The following is an 18,025-nucleotide window of genomic DNA, read 5'->3' as shown; positions in this document are numbered from 1 at the left end:
TCGACCGCTCCAGGAGGCTTGCCATGACCGACCGGTCACCACTTCGCGATCTTTCCGGCCCGCCCTTCGCGTCCCGCCACATCGGCCCGTCCGACGCCGAGCAGGCGCGCATGCTGGAGGCCGTCGGATACGCCTCCGTGGCGGACCTGGTGGCCGTCGCCGTACCCGAGGCGATCAGGACCGAGACCCCGCTCGCGCTCCCCGAGGCGGCGAGCGAGACGCGGGCGCTGGCCGAGCTGCGCACGATCGCCGGGCGCAACCGGGTGCTGACCTCGATGATCGGCCTTGGCTACCACGACACGATCACCCCGGGCGTCGTCCTGCGCAACGTGCTGGAGAACCCCGGCTGGTACACCGCGTACACCCCCTACCAGCCGGAGATCTCGCAGGGACGGCTGGAGGCGCTGCTCAACTTCCAGACCGCGATCATCGACCTGACCGGTCTCGACGTGGCCGGGGCCTCGCTCCTGGACGAGGGCACGGCCGCCGCCGAGGCGATGACCCTGGCCCGCCGGGCGAGCCGGGTCAAGAGCGACGTCTTCGTGGTCGACATCGACGCGCTGCCGCAGACCAAGGCCGTCCTCGCGACCCGGGCGGAGCCGCTCGGCATCACGCTGGTCGAGGCCGACCTCGCGGATCCCGCCGCGCTGCCCGAGTGCTTCGGGGTGCTGGTGCAGTACCCCGGCGCGAGCGGGCGGGTGGCGAGCTTCCGCGTACTCGCCGAGGTGGCGCACGAGCGCGGCGCCCAGGTGATCGCCGCCGCCGACCTCCTCGGCCTGACGCTGCTCGCGTCGCCGGGTGAGCTCGGCGCCGACATCGCCGTCGGCTCCTCCCAGCGCTTCGGCGTGCCGCTCGGTTTCGGCGGCCCGCACGCCGCCTACATGGCCGTACGCGAAGGGCTCCAGCGGCAGATGCCCGGCCGGCTCGTCGGGGTGTCCGTCGACGCCGACGGACAGCCCGCGTACCGGCTCGCGCTGCAGACCCGCGAGCAGCACATCCGCAGGGAGAAGGCCACCAGCAACATCTGCACCGCGCAGGTCCTGCTCGCGGTCATGGCCTCGATGTACACCGTCTACCACGGGCCGGACGGCCTGCGGCGGATCGCGCAGCGGGTGCACCGCCACGCGGCCGTCCTGGCCGCCGGGCTGCGCGAGGGCGGTGTCGAGGTGGTGCACGAGGAGTTCTTCGACACCGTCCTGGCCCGCGTCCCCGGGCGCGCCGCGGGGGTCGTGGCCGCCGCCGAGGCGGCCGGCGTCAACCTCCGACTGGTGGACGCCGACCACGTCGCGGTCGCCTGCGACGAGAAGACGGCGGCCGAGCACCTTGCGGCCGTGTGGGCGGCGTTCGGCGTGCCCGGCGGATCGCAGGGCGGCTCGGGCGGCGTGGTCATCGACGACCTGGACCGGGTGACCCCCGACGCGCTCCCCGCCGGCCTCGCCCGGACCACCGACTTCCTGACCCATCCGGTGTTCCACTCCTACCGGTCGGAGACGGCGATGCTGCGCTACCTGCGCAGGCTCCAGGACAAGGACGTCGCCCTCGACCGCTCGATGATCCCGCTGGGCTCCTGCACGATGAAGCTCAACGCGACCACCGAGATGGAGCCGATCACCTGGCCGGAGTTCGCCGGGATCCACCCCTTCGCCCCGATCGACCAGGCGGCGGGCTACGTCGAGTTGGTCGAGACCCTCGAAGGCTGGCTGGCCGAGGTCACCGGCTACGACGCGGTGTCGATCCAGCCCAACGCGGGGTCCCAGGGAGAGTTCGCCGGGCTGCTCGCCATCCGCGCCTACCACCACGGCCGGGGCGAGGCCGGGCGGGACGTCTGCCTCATCCCGTCGTCCGCGCACGGCACCAATGCGGCCAGCGCGGTCATGGCTGGGATGCGCGTGGTCGTGGTTGCCTGCGACGACAGCGGCAACGTCGACCTCGCCGACCTGTCCGCCAAGATCGAGAAGCATCGCGACACGCTCGCCGCGATCATGGTGACCTACCCGTCCACGCACGGCGTGTACGAGGAGACCATCGTCGAGATCTGCGACCGGGTCCACGAGGCCGGGGGGCAGGTCTACGTCGACGGCGCCAACCTCAACGCCCTCGTCGGCCTGGCCAGGCTCGGCGAGTTCGGCGCGGACGTCAGCCACCTCAACCTGCACAAGACGTTCTGCATCCCGCACGGCGGTGGCGGTCCGGGTGTCGGGCCGGTCGCGGTCAAGGCCCACCTCGCCCCCTACCTCCCTGGCAAGGGCACCGGTGCCGTCTCGGCCGCGCCGTACGGCTCGGCGGGCATCCTGCCGATCTCGTGGGCGTACATCCGGATGATGGGCGGAGATGGGCTGCGCCGGGCGACCGAGCAGGCGATCCTCTCGGCGAACTACCTCGCCGGGCGGCTGGCCCCGCACTATCCCGTGCTGTACACCGGACGGGACGGCCTCGTCGCGCACGAGTGCATCGTCGACCTGCGGCAGATCACCAAGGAGACCGGCGTCACCGTGGACGACGTGGCCAAGCGCCTGGTCGACTACGGTTTCCACGCGCCGACCATGTCGTTCCCCGTCGCGGGGACCCTGATGATCGAGCCCACCGAGAGCGAGGACCTGGCCGAGCTCGACCGGTTCGCCGACGCCATGATCGCCATCCGCGAGGAGATCGCCCGCGTCGCGTCCGGAGAGTACGACAGGACCGACAACCCGCTGCGCAACGCGCCCCACACGGCGGCCTGCCTGGTCGCCGACGAGTGGCCGCACCCGTACTCGCGCACGGTCGCGGCCTACCCCGTGCCCGCGCTGCGGGACAACAAGTACTGGTCGCCGGTCCGTCGCATCGACCAGGCCTACGGCGACCGCAACCTGGTCTGCGCCTGCCCTCCGCTGGAGGCGTACGAGGACTGATCACGCCCGCGGGGAAGATTCGCGGACCCGAACCGTCCATCATGCGCATGTCTTCCCCGCACGGGCCCGCCGATCGTTAGGATCTTGGTGATCCCCGATTATGGAGGGCCTGGCATGACGGCCATCGACCCCGGACGGCAGATCGACCACGCGCGCAGGCTGGCCGAGGCGGGCGATCTCGACGCCGCCGCGGCGATCTTCGCGGAGGTCGCGGTCGACGTCGAGGCACCCGACCGGGCGGAGGGCGCCGCGGGGCTCTCCGCCGTCGCCGAACGGATGGCCGAGCAGTTGCTGGAGGACGGCGAGCCGGGGCAGGCCGCCGACCTCCTGCTGCGCGCGCTGTCCGTGCCCGGCGTCACGGATCCGGCACGGTTGCGGGTCCTGCTCGGTCTCGCGCATCTCGACATGGCGTGCGGGGAGTTCGCCGGAGCGGTCGAGGAGGGCGACGGAGCCGAGTCGGGCACCGGTGCGCTCGCCATCGAGCTGCTCGCGCGGGTGCTGCCCCTCAGGGGCCGGGACGACGACGCCGAGACGGTCTGGCGGTACGGTCTGGCCCACCCCGACGCGGCGCTGGCCGAGGAGGTACGGCTCCGCCTGAGCAGGGACGTCCGCCCCCCGATAACGTGACCGGGTGGAATCTGGGACGGTGGAACTTGTGACGCCGCACGGCCCGGGAGCGGTCGAGGTGGACGAGGCGGCCGATCCCTGGCTGCTGCTCGTGCTCACCCACGGGTCGGCCGGGGGAGTGGACGCGCCCGACCTGCTCGCCGTACGGGATGCCGTGCTGGCCATCGGAGGAACGGTCGCCCGGGTGACCCAGCCGTTCCGGCTCAGGGGCGCGAGGGCGCCGGGCTCGGCGGTCCGGCAGGACGAGTCGTGGATCACGATGATCGAGGAGCTGCGGGCCCGCCATCCGGGGCTGCCGCTCGTGCAGGGCGGGCGGAGCAACGGCGCCAGGGTGGCCTGCCGTACGGCCCGAGCGGTGGAGGCGGACGCGGTGGTCGCGCTGGCGTTCCCCCTGCACCCGCCGGGCAAGCCGGAACGTTCCAGGGCGGATGAGCTGCGGCAGGCGGGAACCGACGTTCTGGTGATCAATGGGGATCGTGATCCGTTCGGCGTGCCGTCGGCGTCCGACGCGGCGCGGCTCGTGGTGCTGCCGGGGGAGGGACACGATCTGAAGAAGGACCCCGCCCGGGTGGGCGAGGAGGTGGCCCGGTGGCTGCTGGCCCGGAGAGCGGGCTGAGAGCCGGGGGTCGGCCACGGGACCCCGAGCGGTGGAACCGGCGGGGGGCGGGGCGAGCGGAATCGGGTGAAGGGACGGGAGGGCCCCGGCTGGACGGACCAGCCGGGTGACCTGGCCGCGATCGATCAGGCGGCGCTGGAAGCCAGGTCGGTGGGGCGATGCGGGGCGATGACCGCTCCGTCGGGCAGCAGCTCGCCGGTGTCCTCGAAGAGGACGACGCCGTTGCACAGCAGGCTCCACCCCTGCTCGGGGTGCGCCGCGATGGTGCGGGCGGCTTCTCGGTCCTTCGCTTCCGCGCTCGGACAGGACGGGCTATGAGGGCACATCGCCGGGGCTCCGTGTCTATCGTTCGCCCGTCGCGCGAGGCGGCGGGCGTCTGGGGTTGATGTGTGACTAACCGCACAATGGACGAGACCAGTGTGCCGTCCGCTCGCCTCGTGGCGACATAGTCCGTTAGGACGGTTTCCGCCGGTCCTGGAAAGGGGGCCGGGGGGCGCCCATACGGGTTCCGCTCACCACGCTGTGAGCTATCCCACAAGGGTGCCCCAGGGATGATAACGGTCCAAGCTCGACACGCCGTCCGTCTGATAACCGGCGGATTACGGTTTCCGGAGCCGCCTCCAGGTCGTCCGGGAGATCGTCCAGGCGCTGTGTGACGGCCGGGTCGGGGCGGGTCGACGCCGGGTGATCGAGGCCGCCGGCCCGCGGCGAGGAGCGTGGCGGCCGGGCCCGCATCCGCCGGGTCGGCCCCTTCCGTGCGGAGATCGGCTCGCGTGAGATTTCAGTCAAGCAAGCGTTGACCATCCGGGTCGAATGTAAGTAACTTCCAGTCAAAGCGGTGACCTTGTATGACATTTTCCTACATCTGAGGAGTTGGAGGACATCACGCCGCGGGCCGGAGCCCCGCGCGGCGCGGGGGCCCCGTACGCCCCCGATGGCTGGATCCAGGTATTGACGCACGGCTCATTGTGAAACTAATTTTCCAACACATTCTTCTTTGAGGTGGAAAACTTCGTGACGGACGACGAGTTTGAGGCGGTCAGGGTGGCGGCCCCCACGGAAGGCGCCAACCCGCGCACGCTCGACATCGACCTCCGTTCGACCCTGGAGATGCTGAAGCTCATCAACGACGAGGACAGCCTGGTCGCTCCCGCGGTCCGCGCCGTCCTCCCCGAGCTGGCCACGGCCGTCGACTTCGGAGTGAGCGCGCTGCTGACGGGCCGGTCGATCCACTACTTCGGCGCGGGCAGTTCCGGCCGCATCGCGGTGCTCGACGCGGCCGAGCTCGTGCCGACGTACACGATCGCCCCGGAGTGGGTCGTCGCGCACCACGCGGGCGGCACCTCCGCTTTCGAGCAGGCGATGGAGAACGTGGAGGACGACGCGGCGACGGGCGCCGCCGAGGCGCTCGGCCTGGGGGAGGGCGACCTGGCGATCGGGCTGTCGGCAAGCGGCCGCACGCCGTACGTCGCGGGGGCGCTGCGCGCGGCGAGTGCGGCGGGGGCGGCGACCGTCCTGGTGTCGTCGAACCCGGCGGCGCCGCTCGGTGACGAGGTCGACGTCCACATCGCGGTCGACACCGGCCCCGAGGTCATCGCGGGATCGACGCGGATGAAGGCGGGAACCGCGCAGAAGCTCGTGCTGAACGCGTTCTCCACCGCGGTCATGATCCGGCTCGGGCGGACGTACTCGAATCTCATGATCGATGTGACCGCCACCAACGCCAAACTCCGCGGCCGCCTGGTCACGATCCTCGAAGAGGCGACCGGCCGCACCGAGGCGCAGTGCGCCGAAACGCTCACCGCGGCAGAGGGGGACCTGAAGGTCGCCCTGGTCTGCCTCCTCGCCGATGCCCCCGTGGGAGAGGCGCGAATCGCATTACAGGCAGCCGGCGGCAGGGTCCGCGCGGCGCTCGCCGAACTGGCTATTGGCCGAAGGGAAGTCTCATGAAGAGAAGGTGGATCGCGGGGGCGATCGGGGTGCTCGCGGTGGCGCTGGCGGCGTGCGCACCCGGCGGCGGCGCGTCCGGCGGCACGTCCGACGGGGGCGACAAGGCGGACGCCGGCAAGGTCACGCTGAGTCTGTGGTCGTGGCGGGTGGAGGACGTCAAGGCGTACGAGAAGATCCTCGCCACGTTCGAGGAGTCACACCCGAAGATCCACGTCGAGTTCAAGCCGTTCCAGGCCACCGAGTACAACAACATCCTGGCGACCGGCATGTCCGGCAGCGGCGGGCCGGACGTCGCCCAGCTCCGGGCGTACGGCGGACTCCAGCCGCTGGTCGAGGCGGACCAGCTCCTGCCGCTGGACGGCAAGGTGGACGCGCTGTCCGGCTTCGACGCCAAGCTGCTGGAAGGCGCCAAGGGCCACAAGGACGGCAAGATCTACGGCGTGCCGTTCGCGTACCAGACGCTCCAGGTGCTCTACAACAAGAAGCTGTTCGGCGACAACGGCATCCAGCCCCCCGCCACCTGGGACGACATGATCGCGGCGGCCAAGAAGCTGAAGGCCGCGGGGATCACGCCGTTCGCCGTCGCGGCCGGCCCCGAAGCCACCTGGACGCTGCCGATCGTCCACGAGATCTTCGGCAACGCCCGCTACGGCGGCACCGCGTTCCGGGACGCGGTGCTCGGCGGCCAGAAGAAGTTCACCGACCCCGACTTCACCGCCTCCGTCAAGCTGGTCAAGGACCTGGAGCCGTACTTCCCCAAGGACGTGGTGGCGGTCAAGATCCCCGACGTCCAGGCGCTGTTCGCCACCGGGAAGGCCGCGATGTACCCGACGGGCACCTTCGACCTGGCGCCCCTGCTCAAGGCCGACCCGAGCCTGGAGATCGGGGTCTTCCAGGTGCCGCCGCCGCCCGGTTCCCCCGAGACCACGCCCGTCACGCCGGGCTGGGCCGACGGCTCGTTCGGCGTCAACGCCAAGTCGGCCCACCAGGCCGAGGCGCTCGAACTGGTCAAGTGGATGGCGACGCCGGAGTTCGGGCAGCTCTACGCGACCGAGCTGAAGCAGCTCTCCGCGGTCCCCGGGGTCACGCCGTCGGACCCGCTGCTGGCCGAGATGGCCAAGAACTACGCCGCCAACGGCGCGCCGTACACGCTGCTCGTCGACTTCCGGTACGGCCAGCCGAACGGTGACGCGATCTTCCGGGACGAGCTGCAGAAGATGCTCGCGGGCCAGACCGGCCCCGAGGCGGCCGCCGAGAGTGTGCAGAAGGGCATCGAGCAGTGGTTCAAGCCAGGGAACTGAGCGCTCCCCGGCGTCGCGCGGCACGTACCGGCGCCGGTCGCCGGTACGTGCCGCGGTGGCGGGTGCTGGCCGTCTTCCTGCTGCCCGCGCTCCTGCTCTATTCGGTCTTCATCGTCTATCCGCTGGTCAGCGCGCTCGACTACAGCTTCTTCGAGTGGCGTGGGATCCGGCAGGTGGGGTTCGCCGGGTTCGACAACTACCGTGACCTGCTCGGCATCTACCCGTACAACCAGCAGTTGTGGCGGGCGTTCGCGCACAACGCCCTGTTCTTCGCCGGGACGATGCTGATCCAGACCACGGTCGGGCTGCTGTTCGCCCTCCTGCTGTTCCGTTACGGCCGCGGCAAGCGGTTCCTGCAGAGCGCGTTCACCACCCCGTACCTCGTGGACCCGCTGGTCGTCGGCTACCTGTGGAGCCTGCTGCTCAACCCGACGTTCGGCCCGGTCAACGCGCTGCTCGAGGCGGTCGGGCTGGACTCGTGGGCGTTGCCCTGGCTGGGTGACACGCGTACGGCGCTGCCGATCGTCGTCCTGGTGAACGCGTGGCAGTGGGTGGGCTTCCCCATGCTGCTGTTCTCCGCGGCGCTCGCCGGAATCCCGGCCGAGTACCACGAGGCGGCCCGGGTCGACGGGGCCTCGGCATGGCAGGCGTTCCGGCGGGTGACGCTGCCGCTGCTCACGCCGGCGATCGGCGTGGTGAGCGTGCTGACGTTCATCGGAAACTTCAACGCCTTCGGGCTGATCTACGCGATGTCCGGCTCGACCGGGTCCCCGGCGGGTTCGACCGACGTGCTCGGTCTGCTGTTCTATCGGGTCGCGTTCGTGGAGGGCGGTGTGGAGGCGATCGGGCGGTCGTCGGCACTCGCCGTGCTGATGTTCGTGTTCATCTTCGGGGTGTCGATGGTGGCCACCTCGTACTTCCGCCGCCGCGAAAGGAAGCTGGTGTGACGGCCGGACGCCGGGCTCCGGGGCGGGTCGCCGTCCACCTGCTGCTGTGGGGGTACGCGGTCGTCGCGCTGCTGCCGTTGGTCATCATGGTGCTCAACTCGCTGCGGCCGACGGGCGAGATCTTCACCGCGCCGCTGGGGCTGCCGGCATCCCCCACGCTGCACAGTTACCGCCAGGTGTGGACCGAGGCGTCGTTCAGCACGTACTTCCTGAACTCGCTGACCGTCACCTGCGGCGCGGTGCTGCTCGGAACGGTCGTCTCCGCGCTGGCGGCCTACCCGCTGGCCCGCTACGACTTCTTCGGCAACCGGGTGCTCGGGGCGTACTTCCTGGCCGGGCTGATGCTGCCGATCCGGCTGGGCCTGGTGCCGATCTTCTACCTCATGGACTCCATGGGGTTGATCGACTCGCTGCTCGGACTCACGCTGCTGTACGCCGCGTCCGGGGTGCCGTTCTGCGTCTTCGTGTTGTCGGCGTTCTACCGTTCCCTGCCCGGCGAACTGGACGAGGCGGCCCGGATCGACGGCGCCGGAGAGTTCCGGATCTTCGGGCAGATCATGCTGCCGCTGGTGCGGCCCGCGCTGGCGTCGGTGATGCTGTTCCAGTTCGTGCCGCTGTGGCATGAGTTCCTCTACCCGCTGGTGCTGCTGCGCTCCGACGAGAAGTTCACCATCCCGCGCGGGTTGTCGCAGTTCTTCGGCGAGTACACGACCGACTGGTCGGCCTTGTTCGCCGGGCTGGTCCTCGCCACGGCGCCGCTCTTCGTGCTGTTCGTTCTGGCGACCAAGCAGATCATCGCCGGATTGACCGCCGGCATGAGCAAGTAGTGACCAACCCGCGCCATTCGCGGTGCGTTTCAGAGACTCCCAGGGAGGCGGCGTGGACCCCGGCAATGACTACTCGGGCGGCATCCTGGTACGGCTGCGTGGCGCGCTCCCGTCCCTGCGGCCGGCCGAGCAACGGGTCGCGCACGCGGTGCTGGCCGACCCCCAGGGCGTCGCCGACCGGTCGATCGGCATGCTGGCCCGCGAGTGCGGCACCTCGGAGACCACGGTTCTGCGGTTCTGCCGGGCACTGGGACTGCGCGGCTATCCCGAGCTGCGGTTCGCGCTCGCCCGCGAGGCGACGCTGGAGGCATCCCGGGCCGGCGGCGCCCGTCCGCTCGACGGCGACATCAACGCCGGCGACCCGCTGGAGGAGATCGTCGCCAAGATCGGCTACAGCGACTCCCGCGCGGCGGCGGAGACCGCCGAGCACCTCGACGTCGCCGCCCTGGAGCGTGCGGTCGAAGTGATCGTCGAGGCCCGCCGGGTCGATCTCTACGGCGCGGGGGCGAGCGGGTACGTCGCGGCCGACCTGCACCAGAAACTGCACCGGATCGGCCTGGTGGCGTTCGCCTGGCCGGACTTCCACAGCGCGCTCACCTCGGCCGCGCTGCTGCGCGAGGGCGACGTCGCGATCGGTATCTCGCACACCGGCACCACGGTCGACGTCCTGGAGGCGCTGCGGCTCGCCGGCGACCACGGGGCGACCACGATCGCGATCACGAACTTCCACCCCTCGCCGATCACGGAGCTGGCCGACATCGTGCTGAAGACCGCGGTACGCGAGGCCCCGTTCCGCCCCGGAGCGATGGGCAGCAGGATCGCCCAGCTCACCGTCGTCGACTGCCTCTTCGTCGGGGTGGCCGCCCAGCGCACGTACGACGAGACCCTCACCGCCCTGGAGGACACCTTCCGCGCGATCAGCGGCCGACGGAGCAAGGGGGCGCGGCCGCGCTCATGACCCCGGGCGGCGGCTCAGGTGGCGTGGCCACCCCGCCTCTCAGGCGGCGTGGCCGGTGACCTGGAGGCCGGCGAGCAGCGCGTCGAGGCCGCGCTCGAACTCCCGCTCGCCTTCGGCGGTCCGCGCGTCCCGCACGGTCGCGTCTGGGTCGGCCCAGCCCGACTGCTGCACCTCCACCGCGACGCTGCCGAAGACGTACGCCCGCAGGGCCCGTACGGCGTCGGCCGCGCCGGCGAGCCCGGCCTCGGCGAGCTGCTCCGTCTGGTCCCTGATCGCCATCAGCGCGGTGCCCTTGGGGGGCTTGGTGAGGGCGAGCGACAACACGCCGGGGTGGTCGAGCAGGGCGGCCCGGCCGGCGCGGGCCCAGGCGCGGGCGCGCTCCTGCCAGGTGCCCTCGGCCTCCACCCGCACCGTGGTCACGTGCTCGGCCAGGACGTCCATCAGTGCCTCCTTGCCCCGGGGGAGGTGGTGGTAGATCGCCATGGCCTCCACCTGGAGCGCGTCGCCGAGGCGGCGCATGGTCAGCCGGCGCAGACCCTGCCCGTCGGCGATGTGCAGCGCGGCGTCGATGATGCGTTCGAGGGAGAGCGGGACCGCTGGTCGCTTGGCAGGCATGTCGATCATGCTGCCACAGTCCACCTTACTGTGTAAAGGACGCGGCCCGGCCCGGATGTGAGGGACGCGGCGAAACGGCGTACGCTACGGCCAGCGATATGTGCTCGATCTGGAAGGACCGTCGATGGCGTTTTTCCGTCCGCGTGTGAGCCGGGAGGCGGAGGTCAGGTACCACGCCGACCAGGAGGTCGGAAAGGGATACCACGACCTCCTGGAGAAGGCGAGGGTGGCCGAGCTCGCCCTGCGCGAGAAGCAGGCCGTGGCGGCGTCCGAGCAGGGGCTGCGTGAGGCCGGTCTCGAACTCGACCGTGCGCTCACCGACGCCCTGCGGGCCGCGGAGGCCGCGCAGCGCGCCACGTTCGGCGTGAAGTCCTATGACGACCGCATCCGCCGCAGGAAGGGTAAGGCCACTCCCCAGGGCGCCATGTGGACCGCCGAGGTGAACCGCCTGCGCACCGTGCGGGAGGCGCACCGGCTCACCGGCATCGTCCGGCTGCCGCGTGCCGCCGCGGTGGCCCGCTGAGCGGTCTCCCGGAACGGCCCCCGGCGGACCGCCGGGTCCTCGGGAGACGCCCCTTGAAACGCCGATACGGCCCGTGCCCTCATGAGGGCACGGGCCGTATCCGTGTGATCGTGTCCGGCCGGCATGGGCCGACGGCGGTCAGCTGGCCCAGTCGAGCAGCGGCCGGGTGTTGCTCGGGTGGCGCAGCTTGGACAGCGACTCCTTCTCGAGCTGGCGGATCCGCTCCCTCGTGAGGCCGAGGAACTTTCCGATCTCGTCGAGGGTGTGCGGCTTGCCGTCGGCCAGGCCGAAGCGCAGGGCCATTATCTTCGCCTCGCGGGGAGACAGGTTCCCGAGCACGCCCTTGAGCTGCTCGGCCAGCAGCTGCCGGTCCACGACCTCGGACGCCTCGGGGGAGTCCACATCCTCGATCAGGTCGCCGATGCGGGTCTCGCCGTCCTCGCCGATCGTGGAGTCGAGGCTGATCGGCTGCCTGCTCGTACGGAGCAGTTCCTCGATCTGGTCGGGGGTCTTGTCCAGCTCGACCGCCAGCTCCTCGGGGGAGGGCTCCCGGCCGAGACGCTGGTGCATGTCACGCTCCACGCGGGACAGCTTGGACAGCATCTCCAGCACGTGGACGGGCAGCCGGATGGTCCGGGCCGAGTCCGCGAAGCCGCGCTGGATGGCCTGCCTGATCCACCACATGGCGTACGTGGAGAACTTGTAGCCCTTGGTGTAGTCGAACTTCTCGACCGCCCTGATCAGGCCCAGGTTGCCTTCCTGCACGACGTCGAGCAGGGCCATGCCGCGATCGGTGTACTTCTTCGCGACCGACACGACCAGGCGGAGGTTGGCCTCCAGCATGTGGTCCTTGGCGCGCTTGCCGTCCTCGATGACCCATTCGAGGTCCTCGCGGACCTCGGGACGGAGCATCTCGCCGTTCTCCAGCGCGGTCTCCAGCTTGTGCTCCGCGTACAGGCCGGCCTCGATGCGCTTGGCCAGCTCGACCTCCTGCGCGGCGGTGAGCAGCGTACGCCGTCCGATGGACTTGAGGTAGGTGTGGACGGAGTCGCCCATGACCGAGGAGTTGTCGTCGAGGTCGATCGGCGCGCTGTCGTCGCCTGACTCCTCCTCGGCGTGCCCCTCGGCGGTCCACTCCTCGTCCTCGTCGGGGACGTCACGGGCCTCGTCGGCCGCGTTGGCGCGCTTGGACTTCCTGGGCTTGGCGGCCTTCGCGGCCTTGCGTGGTGCCTTCTGTGCCGGCGCGGCCTCCGTGAGGTCCACACCCGCCTCGGTGAGCTCGCGCAGGATCGCGCGGCCCTCCGCGGGAGCGACTCCGGCCTGGCCGAACGCCTCGCGAAGCTCCGGCAGGGAAAGGTGACCCTGCGCGCGGCCTCGGTCCAGCAGTTGGTCCAGGGTCGTCATCGGGGTCGCCGCGCGCTCAGGCGGGGTCGCCACGGCGGTCGGGGGCATGAGGACACCTCCTCCATGACGGAGTAGTCGTTCTGGGTGGCAATGGCTGGGCGCGGCGGTTGCGGCGGCGCGGCGCACCTGTATGGATAACGTCGCCGAGCCCAGTTTGTTCCCCCAGGACGCGGGAGGTGTCAGTTCGACGGCGTGATGACGCTGATGCTCACCTGGGGCATCGGCATGGGGTCGGCGCCCTGAAGTCGCTCGGTCGTCCAGTAGTCGCCGGTCGCGCCGGGGTCGATGCTGAGGTGGTTCTCGACCACGTAGGGCGCGATGTTCTCGATGAGCTCTTCGGGCTCGATCGTCTGGTCGTCGGCCGGCGCGACAGGGGACGCGCTCGGCGTCGCCCTGCCTTTCGCGGGCTCCTTGACCGTCCGTACCTTGACCGCCTGTTCCAGGCGGCCGGCCGACGCGGTCGTGGCCACGGAGACCCCGCCCACGACGATGGCGGTGACGACACCCGCGGAGATCAGCATCCGGCGATCCGGCTTCATATGGACGTCCTCCCTACATATGTGACGCGTGGAGGTCATTTTTGGTTTCGCAGGGCGACCATATCCGGTTTTCCGTTTGGCAACATCGGAATCTCTTGCACCGTTTGCACCATTCGTGGTGCGGCGTAGGCGGGCAGTCGCTCCTTGGCGTACTCGCGGAGTTCCGCGAGCGTCGCCGTACCGACGATCACGGCCACGACGACCTCGCCCCACTCCGGGTCCGGGCGACCCACCACGGCGACGTCGCGGACGCCCGGGTGCCCGGCGAGGACGCGCGCGACGGCGCCGGCGACCACCTTCTGGCCGCCGGTGTTGATGACGTCATCGGCCCGGCCGAGGATCGTGAGCCGCCCGGCGTCGATCGAGCCCAGGTCGGATGTGACGAACCAGTCGCCCTCGAACGCGTCGCGCGCCTCCCGCAGCCGGTACCCCGAGAACAGGACCGGGCCCGAGATCCGGACCCGGCCGTCGGCCCCGATTTTGAGATCTACATTGTCAAGGGCGGCGCCGTCGTACACGCATCCGCCGCTGGTCTCGCTCATGCCGTACGTCGTGACGACGCGGGCGCCACGGCCCCGCGCCTCGGCGAGCAGGCCCCGCGGCGCCGCGGCCCCGCCGAGCAGGATGGTGCGGAAGGCCGAGACGTCCGCGCCCAGGTCGAGGAGCCGCCTGAGCTGGGTCGGCACGAGAGAGACGTGCTCGGCTCCGCTCCCGGCCACGTCCTCGGGGGTGAAGCGCGGATGGATGACCGGGTCCGACGCGCTCAGCAGCGACCTGACCAGCACCTGCATCCCCGAGATGTGCGACGGAGGAAGGCAGCACAACCATCGCTCGCCCCGTGCGGCGCCCACCCGCTCCAGCGACGCGCGCGCCGAGGCGGTCAGCGCCTCGGCCGTCAGCTCGACCCCCTTGGGCACGCCGGTCGATCCGGACGTCGCGATGATCACCGCCGCGCCGGTCGGCGCCCCGTCGGGCTCCCGCCGTACGCCCTCGGGGGTGACGACGTGCGTGGGCCGGAGCGAGGCCAGCGCGGCGGTGAGCGCGGGACGCGGCAGGTCGGGGGACAGCGGCAGGACCGCCGGGCCGTCCCCGGAGAGCGCGCGCTCGACGGCGGCGAACAGCGCCGGTCCGGACGGCAGGAGCAGGGCGTGCACCGCCCTCTCCGCGCCGCCGGATCCGCGGCCGTGGCCATGGTCGTGTCCGTGTCTGTGGCCGTATCCGTGTCTGTGGCCGTATCCGTGGACCTGGGCGCCGCCGGGTTCGCCGCTGTGTTCACGGGGCTTGTGTTCGCGACTGATGGGCACGGTCGTAAGGTTAGTCCCGGCAGACGGAACCGCCGGTGAACGGGCGGATCGCTGGAGTGAGGAGCGAGTGTGACGAGCGGCGTCGACTGGAAGCGGTCAGGCGAGTACGAGGACATCATCTACGAGACCGCCGAAGGCATCGCGAAGATCACGATCAACCGGCCGGAGCGTCACAACGCGTTCCGCCCGACGACGCTCTTCGAGCTGCGGGACGCGTTCAACACGGCCCAGGAGGACACCGCCGTCGGTGTGATCATTTTCACCGGTGCCGGCGACCGGGCGTTCTGCTCCGGCGGTGACCAGAAGATCCGCGGTGACGACGGCTACGTCGACGAGACCACGCACGGCATGGGCCGCCTGAACGTCCTCGACCTGCAGGTGCAGATCCGGCGCTGCCCCAAGCCCGTCATCGCGATGGTCGCGGGCTACGCGATCGGTGGCGGCCACGTGCTGCACGTCTGCTGTGACCTCACGATCGCCGCGGACAACGCCAAGTTCGGGCAGACGGGCCCCAAGGTGGGCTCGTTCGACGGCGGATACGGCTCGTGGCTGCTGGCCGAGACCGTCGGCCTCAAGCGTGCGCGCGAGATCTGGTACCTCTGCCGGCAGTACGACGCCGAGACCGCCCTGCAGTGGGGCCTGGTCAACGCGGTCGTCCCGCTGGAGCGCCTGGAGGAGGAGACCGTCCAGTGGGCGCGCGAGCTGCTGGAGAAGTCGCCGCTCGCGCTGCGCATGCTCAAGGGCGCGCTCAACGCCGTCACCGACGGCGCCGCGGGCATGCAGCAGTTCGCCGGTGACGCGACGCTCCTCTACTACATGAGCGAAGAGGCCCAGGAGGGCCGCGACGCGTTCAAGGAGAAGCGCACCCCGGACTTCGCGAAGTTCCCGCGCCGCCCCTAGTGCACGTCTTCCGTATCCCGATGACCCTGCGGTTCCGGGGGCAGACCGTCCGCGAGGGCGTGCTGATCCACGGGCCCGCCGGGTGGGGGGAGTTCTCACCCTTCCCCGAGTACGGCCCCGCCGAAAGCGCCCGCTGGCTGGCCTGCGCGAACGAGGCCGCGTTCGACGGGTGGCCGGAGCCGCTCCGCGCCTGGATCCCGGTCAACGCCACCGTGCCCGCCGTGGGCCCGGAGAAGGCCTTCGAGATCGTCAGGCTCTCGCACTGCGGGACCGCCAAGGTCAAGGTCGGCGAGCGCGGGCAGGACTTCGCCGAGGACATGGCGCGGGTCGAAGCCGTACGCGACGCGATCGGCCCGGCGGGCCGGGTCCGGGTGGACGTCAACGGCGGCTGGGACGTCGATTCCGCGGTCCGCAGGCTCAAGGAGCTCAACCGGTTCGACCTGGAGTACGCCGAGCAGCCGTGCGCCACGCTCGACGAGCTCGCCGAGGTTCGGCGGCGGGTGGACGTCCCGATCGCGGCCGACGAGTCGATCCGCCGTGCGGAGGACCCGCTCAAGGTACGCGCGGCGGAGGCGGCGGACATCGCCGTGATCAAGGTGCAGCCCCTCGGCGGGGTGCGGGCCGCGTTGCGCGTCGCCGAGGCGTGCGGGCTGCCCGTCGTCGTGTCGAGCGCCGTCGAGACGTCGGTCGGCCTGGCGGCGGGGCTGGCTCTAGCTGCCGCATTGCCCGAATTGCCGTACGCTTGCGGCCTCGGGACGATGCCTTTGCTCAGCGGTGACGTCGTCACGGACTCCCTCGTCCCCGTCGGCGGGGCGATAGCCGTACGACGTCCGGAGGTGGATCAGCGCGCCCTCGCGGCGTATGAGATCGAGTCGCCCGCCTGGAAACGACGGATGGAGGAGGCCGCCGGAACGGCCGGAGAGGGGCGGCAGTGAATCCCGCCACCGCGCTTGCCACGGTGCTGGTCGACGAGCTGGTGCGTTGCGGGGTGACCGACGTCGTCCTCGCTCCCGGGTCCCGGTCGGCGCCGCTGGCCCTGGCCGTGCACGAGGAGCCGCGGGTGCGGCTGCACGTGCGGATCGACGAGCGGTCGGCGTCCTTCCTCGCGCTCGGGCTGGCCAAGCGCTCGGAGCGGCCCGTCGTGATCATCTGCACGTCGGGCACCGCGGCGGCGAACTTCCACCCCGCCGTGATCGAGGCGTCCGAGTCCGGCGTGCCGCTGCTCGTGCTGACCGCAGACCGGCCGCCGGAGCTGCGCGGCACCGGCGCGAACCAGACCATCGACCAGGTCAAGATGTACGGCTCGGCGGTCCGGTGGTTCGCCGAGGTCGGCGTGCCGGAGGACCGGCCGGGGCAGGCGGCCTACTGGCGGTCGCTCGCCTGCCGTGCCTACCAGCGGGCGGCCGGGCCGCCGGATCCGGGGCCGGTCCACCTCAACCTGGCCTTCCGCGAGCCGCTGATCCCCGACGGTGACGGCTCGTGGTGCGAGTCGCTCGACGGAGACGCGGGCGGCGCGTGGATCAGGGCGAGGGTGGCGCCTCCCGCGTCCGCGCTGCACATCCCGCCGACCAGGCGCGGCGTGCTGGTCGTGGGCGACGGCGCGGCCAACGTCCGCAGGTACGTCGCGGCGGCCGGGATGGCCGGCTGGCCGGTGCTCTCCGAGCCCAACGGCGGCGGCCGCTACGGCGACCACGCCATCTCGACCTATCACTTCCTGCTGGGGAACCCCGAGTTCGCCAAGGCCCACCGGCCCGACGTCGTCGTGACGCTCGGGCGTCCCGGACTGTCGCGGCCGCTGCTGTCCTGGATCCGCAGGGCCGAGGAGCACATCGTGGTCGCCTCGGACCTGACCCGCTGGCCCGACCCGACCAGGTCGGCGACGCAGGTCGCGCAGGCGGTGGAGATCCCGGTCACCTCGGGAGACGACTCCTGGCTGCGGTCGTGGCGGCACGCCGAGCACGTCGCCAGGGAGGCGATCGACGCGGTGCTCGACTCCTCGGGCCTGAGCGAGCCGAGGGTGGCGCGCGACCTGGTCGAGCTGCTGCCCAACGGGTCGTTGCTGTTCTGCGGTTCCTCGATGCCGATCAGGGACCTGGACCAGGCCATGCGGCCCCGCCGGGGGCTGCGCCTGATGGCGAGCCGCGGCGCGTCCGGCATCGACGGGCTGGTGTCCACTGCCATCGGCGCCGCGCTGGCGCACAACGGCCCGTCGTACGCGCTGATCGGTGATCTGACGCTGCTGCACGACCAGAACGGGCTCATCCTCGGCCCCCAGGAGCCGCGGCCCGACCTGTGCCTGGTCGTGGTCAACAACGACGGCGGCGGGATCTTCTCGCTGCTGCCGCAGGCGGCCGTGGGTGACCCGTTCGAGCGGATCTTCGGGACGTCCCACGGGGTCGATCTGGAATATCTCGCCGCCTCGACCGGCCTGCCGTACACGCGGGTCGAGGACCTCGACGAGCTGCCCAGGGCCGTCAAGGGTGACGGCATGCGCCTGGTCGAGGTGCGCACGCGCCGTGACGCCAACGCCGCGGTACACGCCGCCATGGGCGAGGCCGTACGCTCCGCGATGATGGCGAGTGCTACCGGAGACTGACCCGCGGTGGTCCTCGCGATGGATGTG

The 18,025-nt window shown here is 71.2% G+C and carries 17 protein-coding genes; 12 read left to right on the top strand and 5 right to left on the bottom strand.

What is annotated here, in order from left to right; all coding sequences use genetic code 11:
* Nucleotides 1-23 precede the first annotated feature (23 nt).
* The 3 genes from gcvP to IMZ11_RS31275 all read left to right on the top strand — a co-directional run bounded on the left by gcvP (nt 24) and on the right by IMZ11_RS31275 (nt 4,134).
* Complete coding sequence (gcvP, locus tag IMZ11_RS31285) at nt 24-2,891, top strand: aminomethyl-transferring glycine dehydrogenase (RefSeq protein WP_228646022.1); 2,868 nt, start codon at nt 24-26, stop codon at nt 2,889-2,891.
* Nucleotides 2,892-3,005: 114 nt separating this feature from the next.
* A complete protein-coding gene (locus IMZ11_RS31280; RefSeq protein WP_228646021.1) occupies nt 3,006-3,518 on the top strand; it encodes a hypothetical protein in 513 nt (170 codons plus the stop codon).
* Between the two features lie 19 nt (nt 3,519-3,537).
* Nucleotides 3,538-4,134 carry an alpha/beta family hydrolase gene (locus IMZ11_RS31275; RefSeq protein WP_228646020.1) on the top strand — a complete coding sequence of 199 codons (597 nt, stop codon included), beginning with the start codon at nt 3,538-3,540 and terminating at the stop codon, nt 4,132-4,134.
* A gap of 125 nt (nt 4,135-4,259) precedes the next feature.
* Here the strand turns inward: IMZ11_RS31275 and IMZ11_RS31270 are convergent, their stop codons facing one another.
* Nucleotides 4,260-4,460, bottom strand: a complete 201-nt coding sequence (locus tag IMZ11_RS31270) for a DUF5999 family protein (RefSeq protein WP_061258612.1) — start codon at nt 4,458-4,460, stop codon at nt 4,260-4,262.
* Nucleotides 4,461-5,148: 688 nt separating this feature from the next.
* On the opposite strand from IMZ11_RS31270, the gene IMZ11_RS31265 reads away from it, so the two are divergent.
* The 5 genes from IMZ11_RS31265 to IMZ11_RS31245 are packed head-to-tail and all read left to right on the top strand — an operon-like array spanning nt 5,149 to nt 10,117.
* Nucleotides 5,149-6,084: an N-acetylmuramic acid 6-phosphate etherase gene (locus tag IMZ11_RS31265; RefSeq protein ID WP_228646019.1), complete on the top strand. Its 936-nt coding sequence runs from the start codon at nt 5,149-5,151 to the stop codon at nt 6,082-6,084.
* On the top strand, nt 6,081-7,385 hold the full coding sequence (locus tag IMZ11_RS31260) for an extracellular solute-binding protein (protein WP_228646018.1): 1,305 nt from the start codon (nt 6,081-6,083) through the stop codon (nt 7,383-7,385). The genes IMZ11_RS31265 and IMZ11_RS31260 overlap by 4 nt, the downstream gene beginning before the upstream one ends.
* Nucleotides 7,364-8,332: a carbohydrate ABC transporter permease gene (locus IMZ11_RS31255; protein ID WP_228646017.1), complete on the top strand. Its 969-nt coding sequence runs from the start codon at nt 7,364-7,366 to the stop codon at nt 8,330-8,332. Before IMZ11_RS31260 ends, IMZ11_RS31255 begins: the two co-directional genes overlap by 22 nt.
* Nucleotides 8,329-9,159 (top strand): carbohydrate ABC transporter permease, encoded by an 831-nt coding sequence (locus tag IMZ11_RS31250; RefSeq protein WP_228646016.1) that lies wholly within the window; start codon nt 8,329-8,331, stop codon nt 9,157-9,159. Before IMZ11_RS31255 ends, IMZ11_RS31250 begins: the two co-directional genes overlap by 4 nt.
* Before the next feature lie 52 nt (nt 9,160-9,211).
* Nucleotides 9,212-10,117, top strand: a complete 906-nt coding sequence (locus tag IMZ11_RS31245) for a MurR/RpiR family transcriptional regulator (protein ID WP_228646015.1) — start codon at nt 9,212-9,214, stop codon at nt 10,115-10,117.
* Nucleotides 10,118-10,156: 39 nt separating this feature from the next.
* Here the strand turns inward: IMZ11_RS31245 and IMZ11_RS31240 are convergent, their stop codons facing one another.
* A complete protein-coding gene (locus tag IMZ11_RS31240) occupies nt 10,157-10,741 on the bottom strand; it encodes a TetR/AcrR family transcriptional regulator C-terminal domain-containing protein (RefSeq protein WP_374463024.1) in 585 nt (194 codons plus the stop codon).
* A gap of 115 nt (nt 10,742-10,856) precedes the next feature.
* Here IMZ11_RS31240 and IMZ11_RS31235 point away from each other — a divergent pair, with 115 nt between their 5' ends.
* Nucleotides 10,857-11,255, top strand: a complete 399-nt coding sequence (locus tag IMZ11_RS31235; protein ID WP_228646014.1) for a hypothetical protein — start codon at nt 10,857-10,859, stop codon at nt 11,253-11,255.
* A 138-nt stretch (nt 11,256-11,393) separates the two neighbouring features.
* Here IMZ11_RS31235 and IMZ11_RS31230 read toward each other — a convergent pair whose 3' ends face one another.
* The 3 genes from IMZ11_RS31230 to IMZ11_RS31220 form a co-directional block, all read right to left on the bottom strand.
* Nucleotides 11,394-12,707 carry an RNA polymerase sigma factor gene (locus tag IMZ11_RS31230; RefSeq protein ID WP_228646013.1) on the bottom strand — a complete coding sequence of 438 codons (1,314 nt, stop codon included), beginning with the start codon at nt 12,705-12,707 and terminating at the stop codon, nt 11,394-11,396.
* 131 nt (nt 12,708-12,838) lie between these two features.
* The gene (locus tag IMZ11_RS31225; RefSeq protein ID WP_228646012.1) at nt 12,839-13,198 is read right to left on the bottom strand and encodes a hypothetical protein; all 360 of its coding nucleotides are present in this window, start codon (nt 13,196-13,198) and stop codon (nt 12,839-12,841) included.
* Between the two features lie 35 nt (nt 13,199-13,233).
* Nucleotides 13,234-14,352 (bottom strand): AMP-binding protein, encoded by a 1,119-nt coding sequence (locus tag IMZ11_RS31220; RefSeq protein WP_228646011.1) that lies wholly within the window; start codon nt 14,350-14,352, stop codon nt 13,234-13,236.
* A gap of 219 nt (nt 14,353-14,571) precedes the next feature.
* Between IMZ11_RS31220 and menB the strand changes: the two genes are divergently transcribed.
* Genes menB through menD form a run of 3 tightly spaced genes read left to right on the top strand, consistent with a single transcriptional unit; the run spans nt 14,572 to nt 17,998 of the window.
* Nucleotides 14,572-15,402, top strand: coding sequence for a 1,4-dihydroxy-2-naphthoyl-CoA synthase (gene menB / locus IMZ11_RS31215; RefSeq protein WP_061258602.1), 831 nt, complete (start codon nt 14,572-14,574; stop codon nt 15,400-15,402).
* The gene (locus IMZ11_RS31210; protein ID WP_228646010.1) at nt 15,402-16,337 is read left to right on the top strand and encodes an o-succinylbenzoate synthase; all 936 of its coding nucleotides are present in this window, start codon (nt 15,402-15,404) and stop codon (nt 16,335-16,337) included. Before menB ends, IMZ11_RS31210 begins: the two co-directional genes overlap by 1 nt.
* Nucleotides 16,334-17,998, top strand: a complete 1,665-nt coding sequence (gene menD / locus IMZ11_RS31205) for a 2-succinyl-5-enolpyruvyl-6-hydroxy-3-cyclohexene-1-carboxylic-acid synthase (RefSeq protein ID WP_061258600.1) — start codon at nt 16,334-16,336, stop codon at nt 17,996-17,998. Before IMZ11_RS31210 ends, menD begins: the two co-directional genes overlap by 4 nt.
* Nucleotides 17,999-18,025 lie beyond the last annotated feature (27 nt).

Origin of the sequence: Microtetraspora sp. AC03309 (assembly GCF_020826795.1) — a bacterium.
Classification (GTDB): domain Bacteria; phylum Actinomycetota; class Actinomycetes; order Streptosporangiales; family Streptosporangiaceae; genus Microtetraspora; species Microtetraspora glauca.
Note: the sequence above shows the minus strand (reverse complement) of the source record. Positions and strands in the feature narration are given on the sequence as shown.

Bases quoted from the DNA above. Each gene is read 5' to 3' on its own strand.
- IMZ11_RS31280 (WP_228646021.1), top strand. From the start codon at position 3,006: ATGACGGCCATCGACCCCGGACGGCAGATCGACCACGCGCGCAGGCTG.
- IMZ11_RS31260 (WP_228646018.1), top strand. From the start codon at position 6,081: ATGAAGAGAAGGTGGATCGCGGGGGCGATCGGGGTGCTCGCGGTGGCG.
- IMZ11_RS31235 (WP_228646014.1), top strand. From the start codon at position 10,857: ATGGCGTTTTTCCGTCCGCGTGTGAGCCGGGAGGCGGAGGTCAGGTAC.
- IMZ11_RS31270 (WP_061258612.1), bottom strand. From the start codon at position 4,460: ATGTGCCCTCATAGCCCGTCCTGTCCGAGCGCGGAAGCGAAGGACCGA.
- IMZ11_RS31230 (WP_228646013.1), bottom strand. From the start codon at position 12,707: ATGCCCCCGACCGCCGTGGCGACCCCGCCTGAGCGCGCGGCGACCCCG.
- IMZ11_RS31240 (WP_374463024.1), bottom strand. From the start codon at position 10,741: ATGATCGACATGCCTGCCAAGCGACCAGCGGTCCCGCTCTCCCTCGAA.
- gcvP (WP_228646022.1), top strand. From the start codon at position 24: ATGACCGACCGGTCACCACTTCGCGATCTTTCCGGCCCGCCCTTCGCG.
- IMZ11_RS31225 (WP_228646012.1), bottom strand. From the start codon at position 13,198: ATGAAGCCGGATCGCCGGATGCTGATCTCCGCGGGTGTCGTCACCGCC.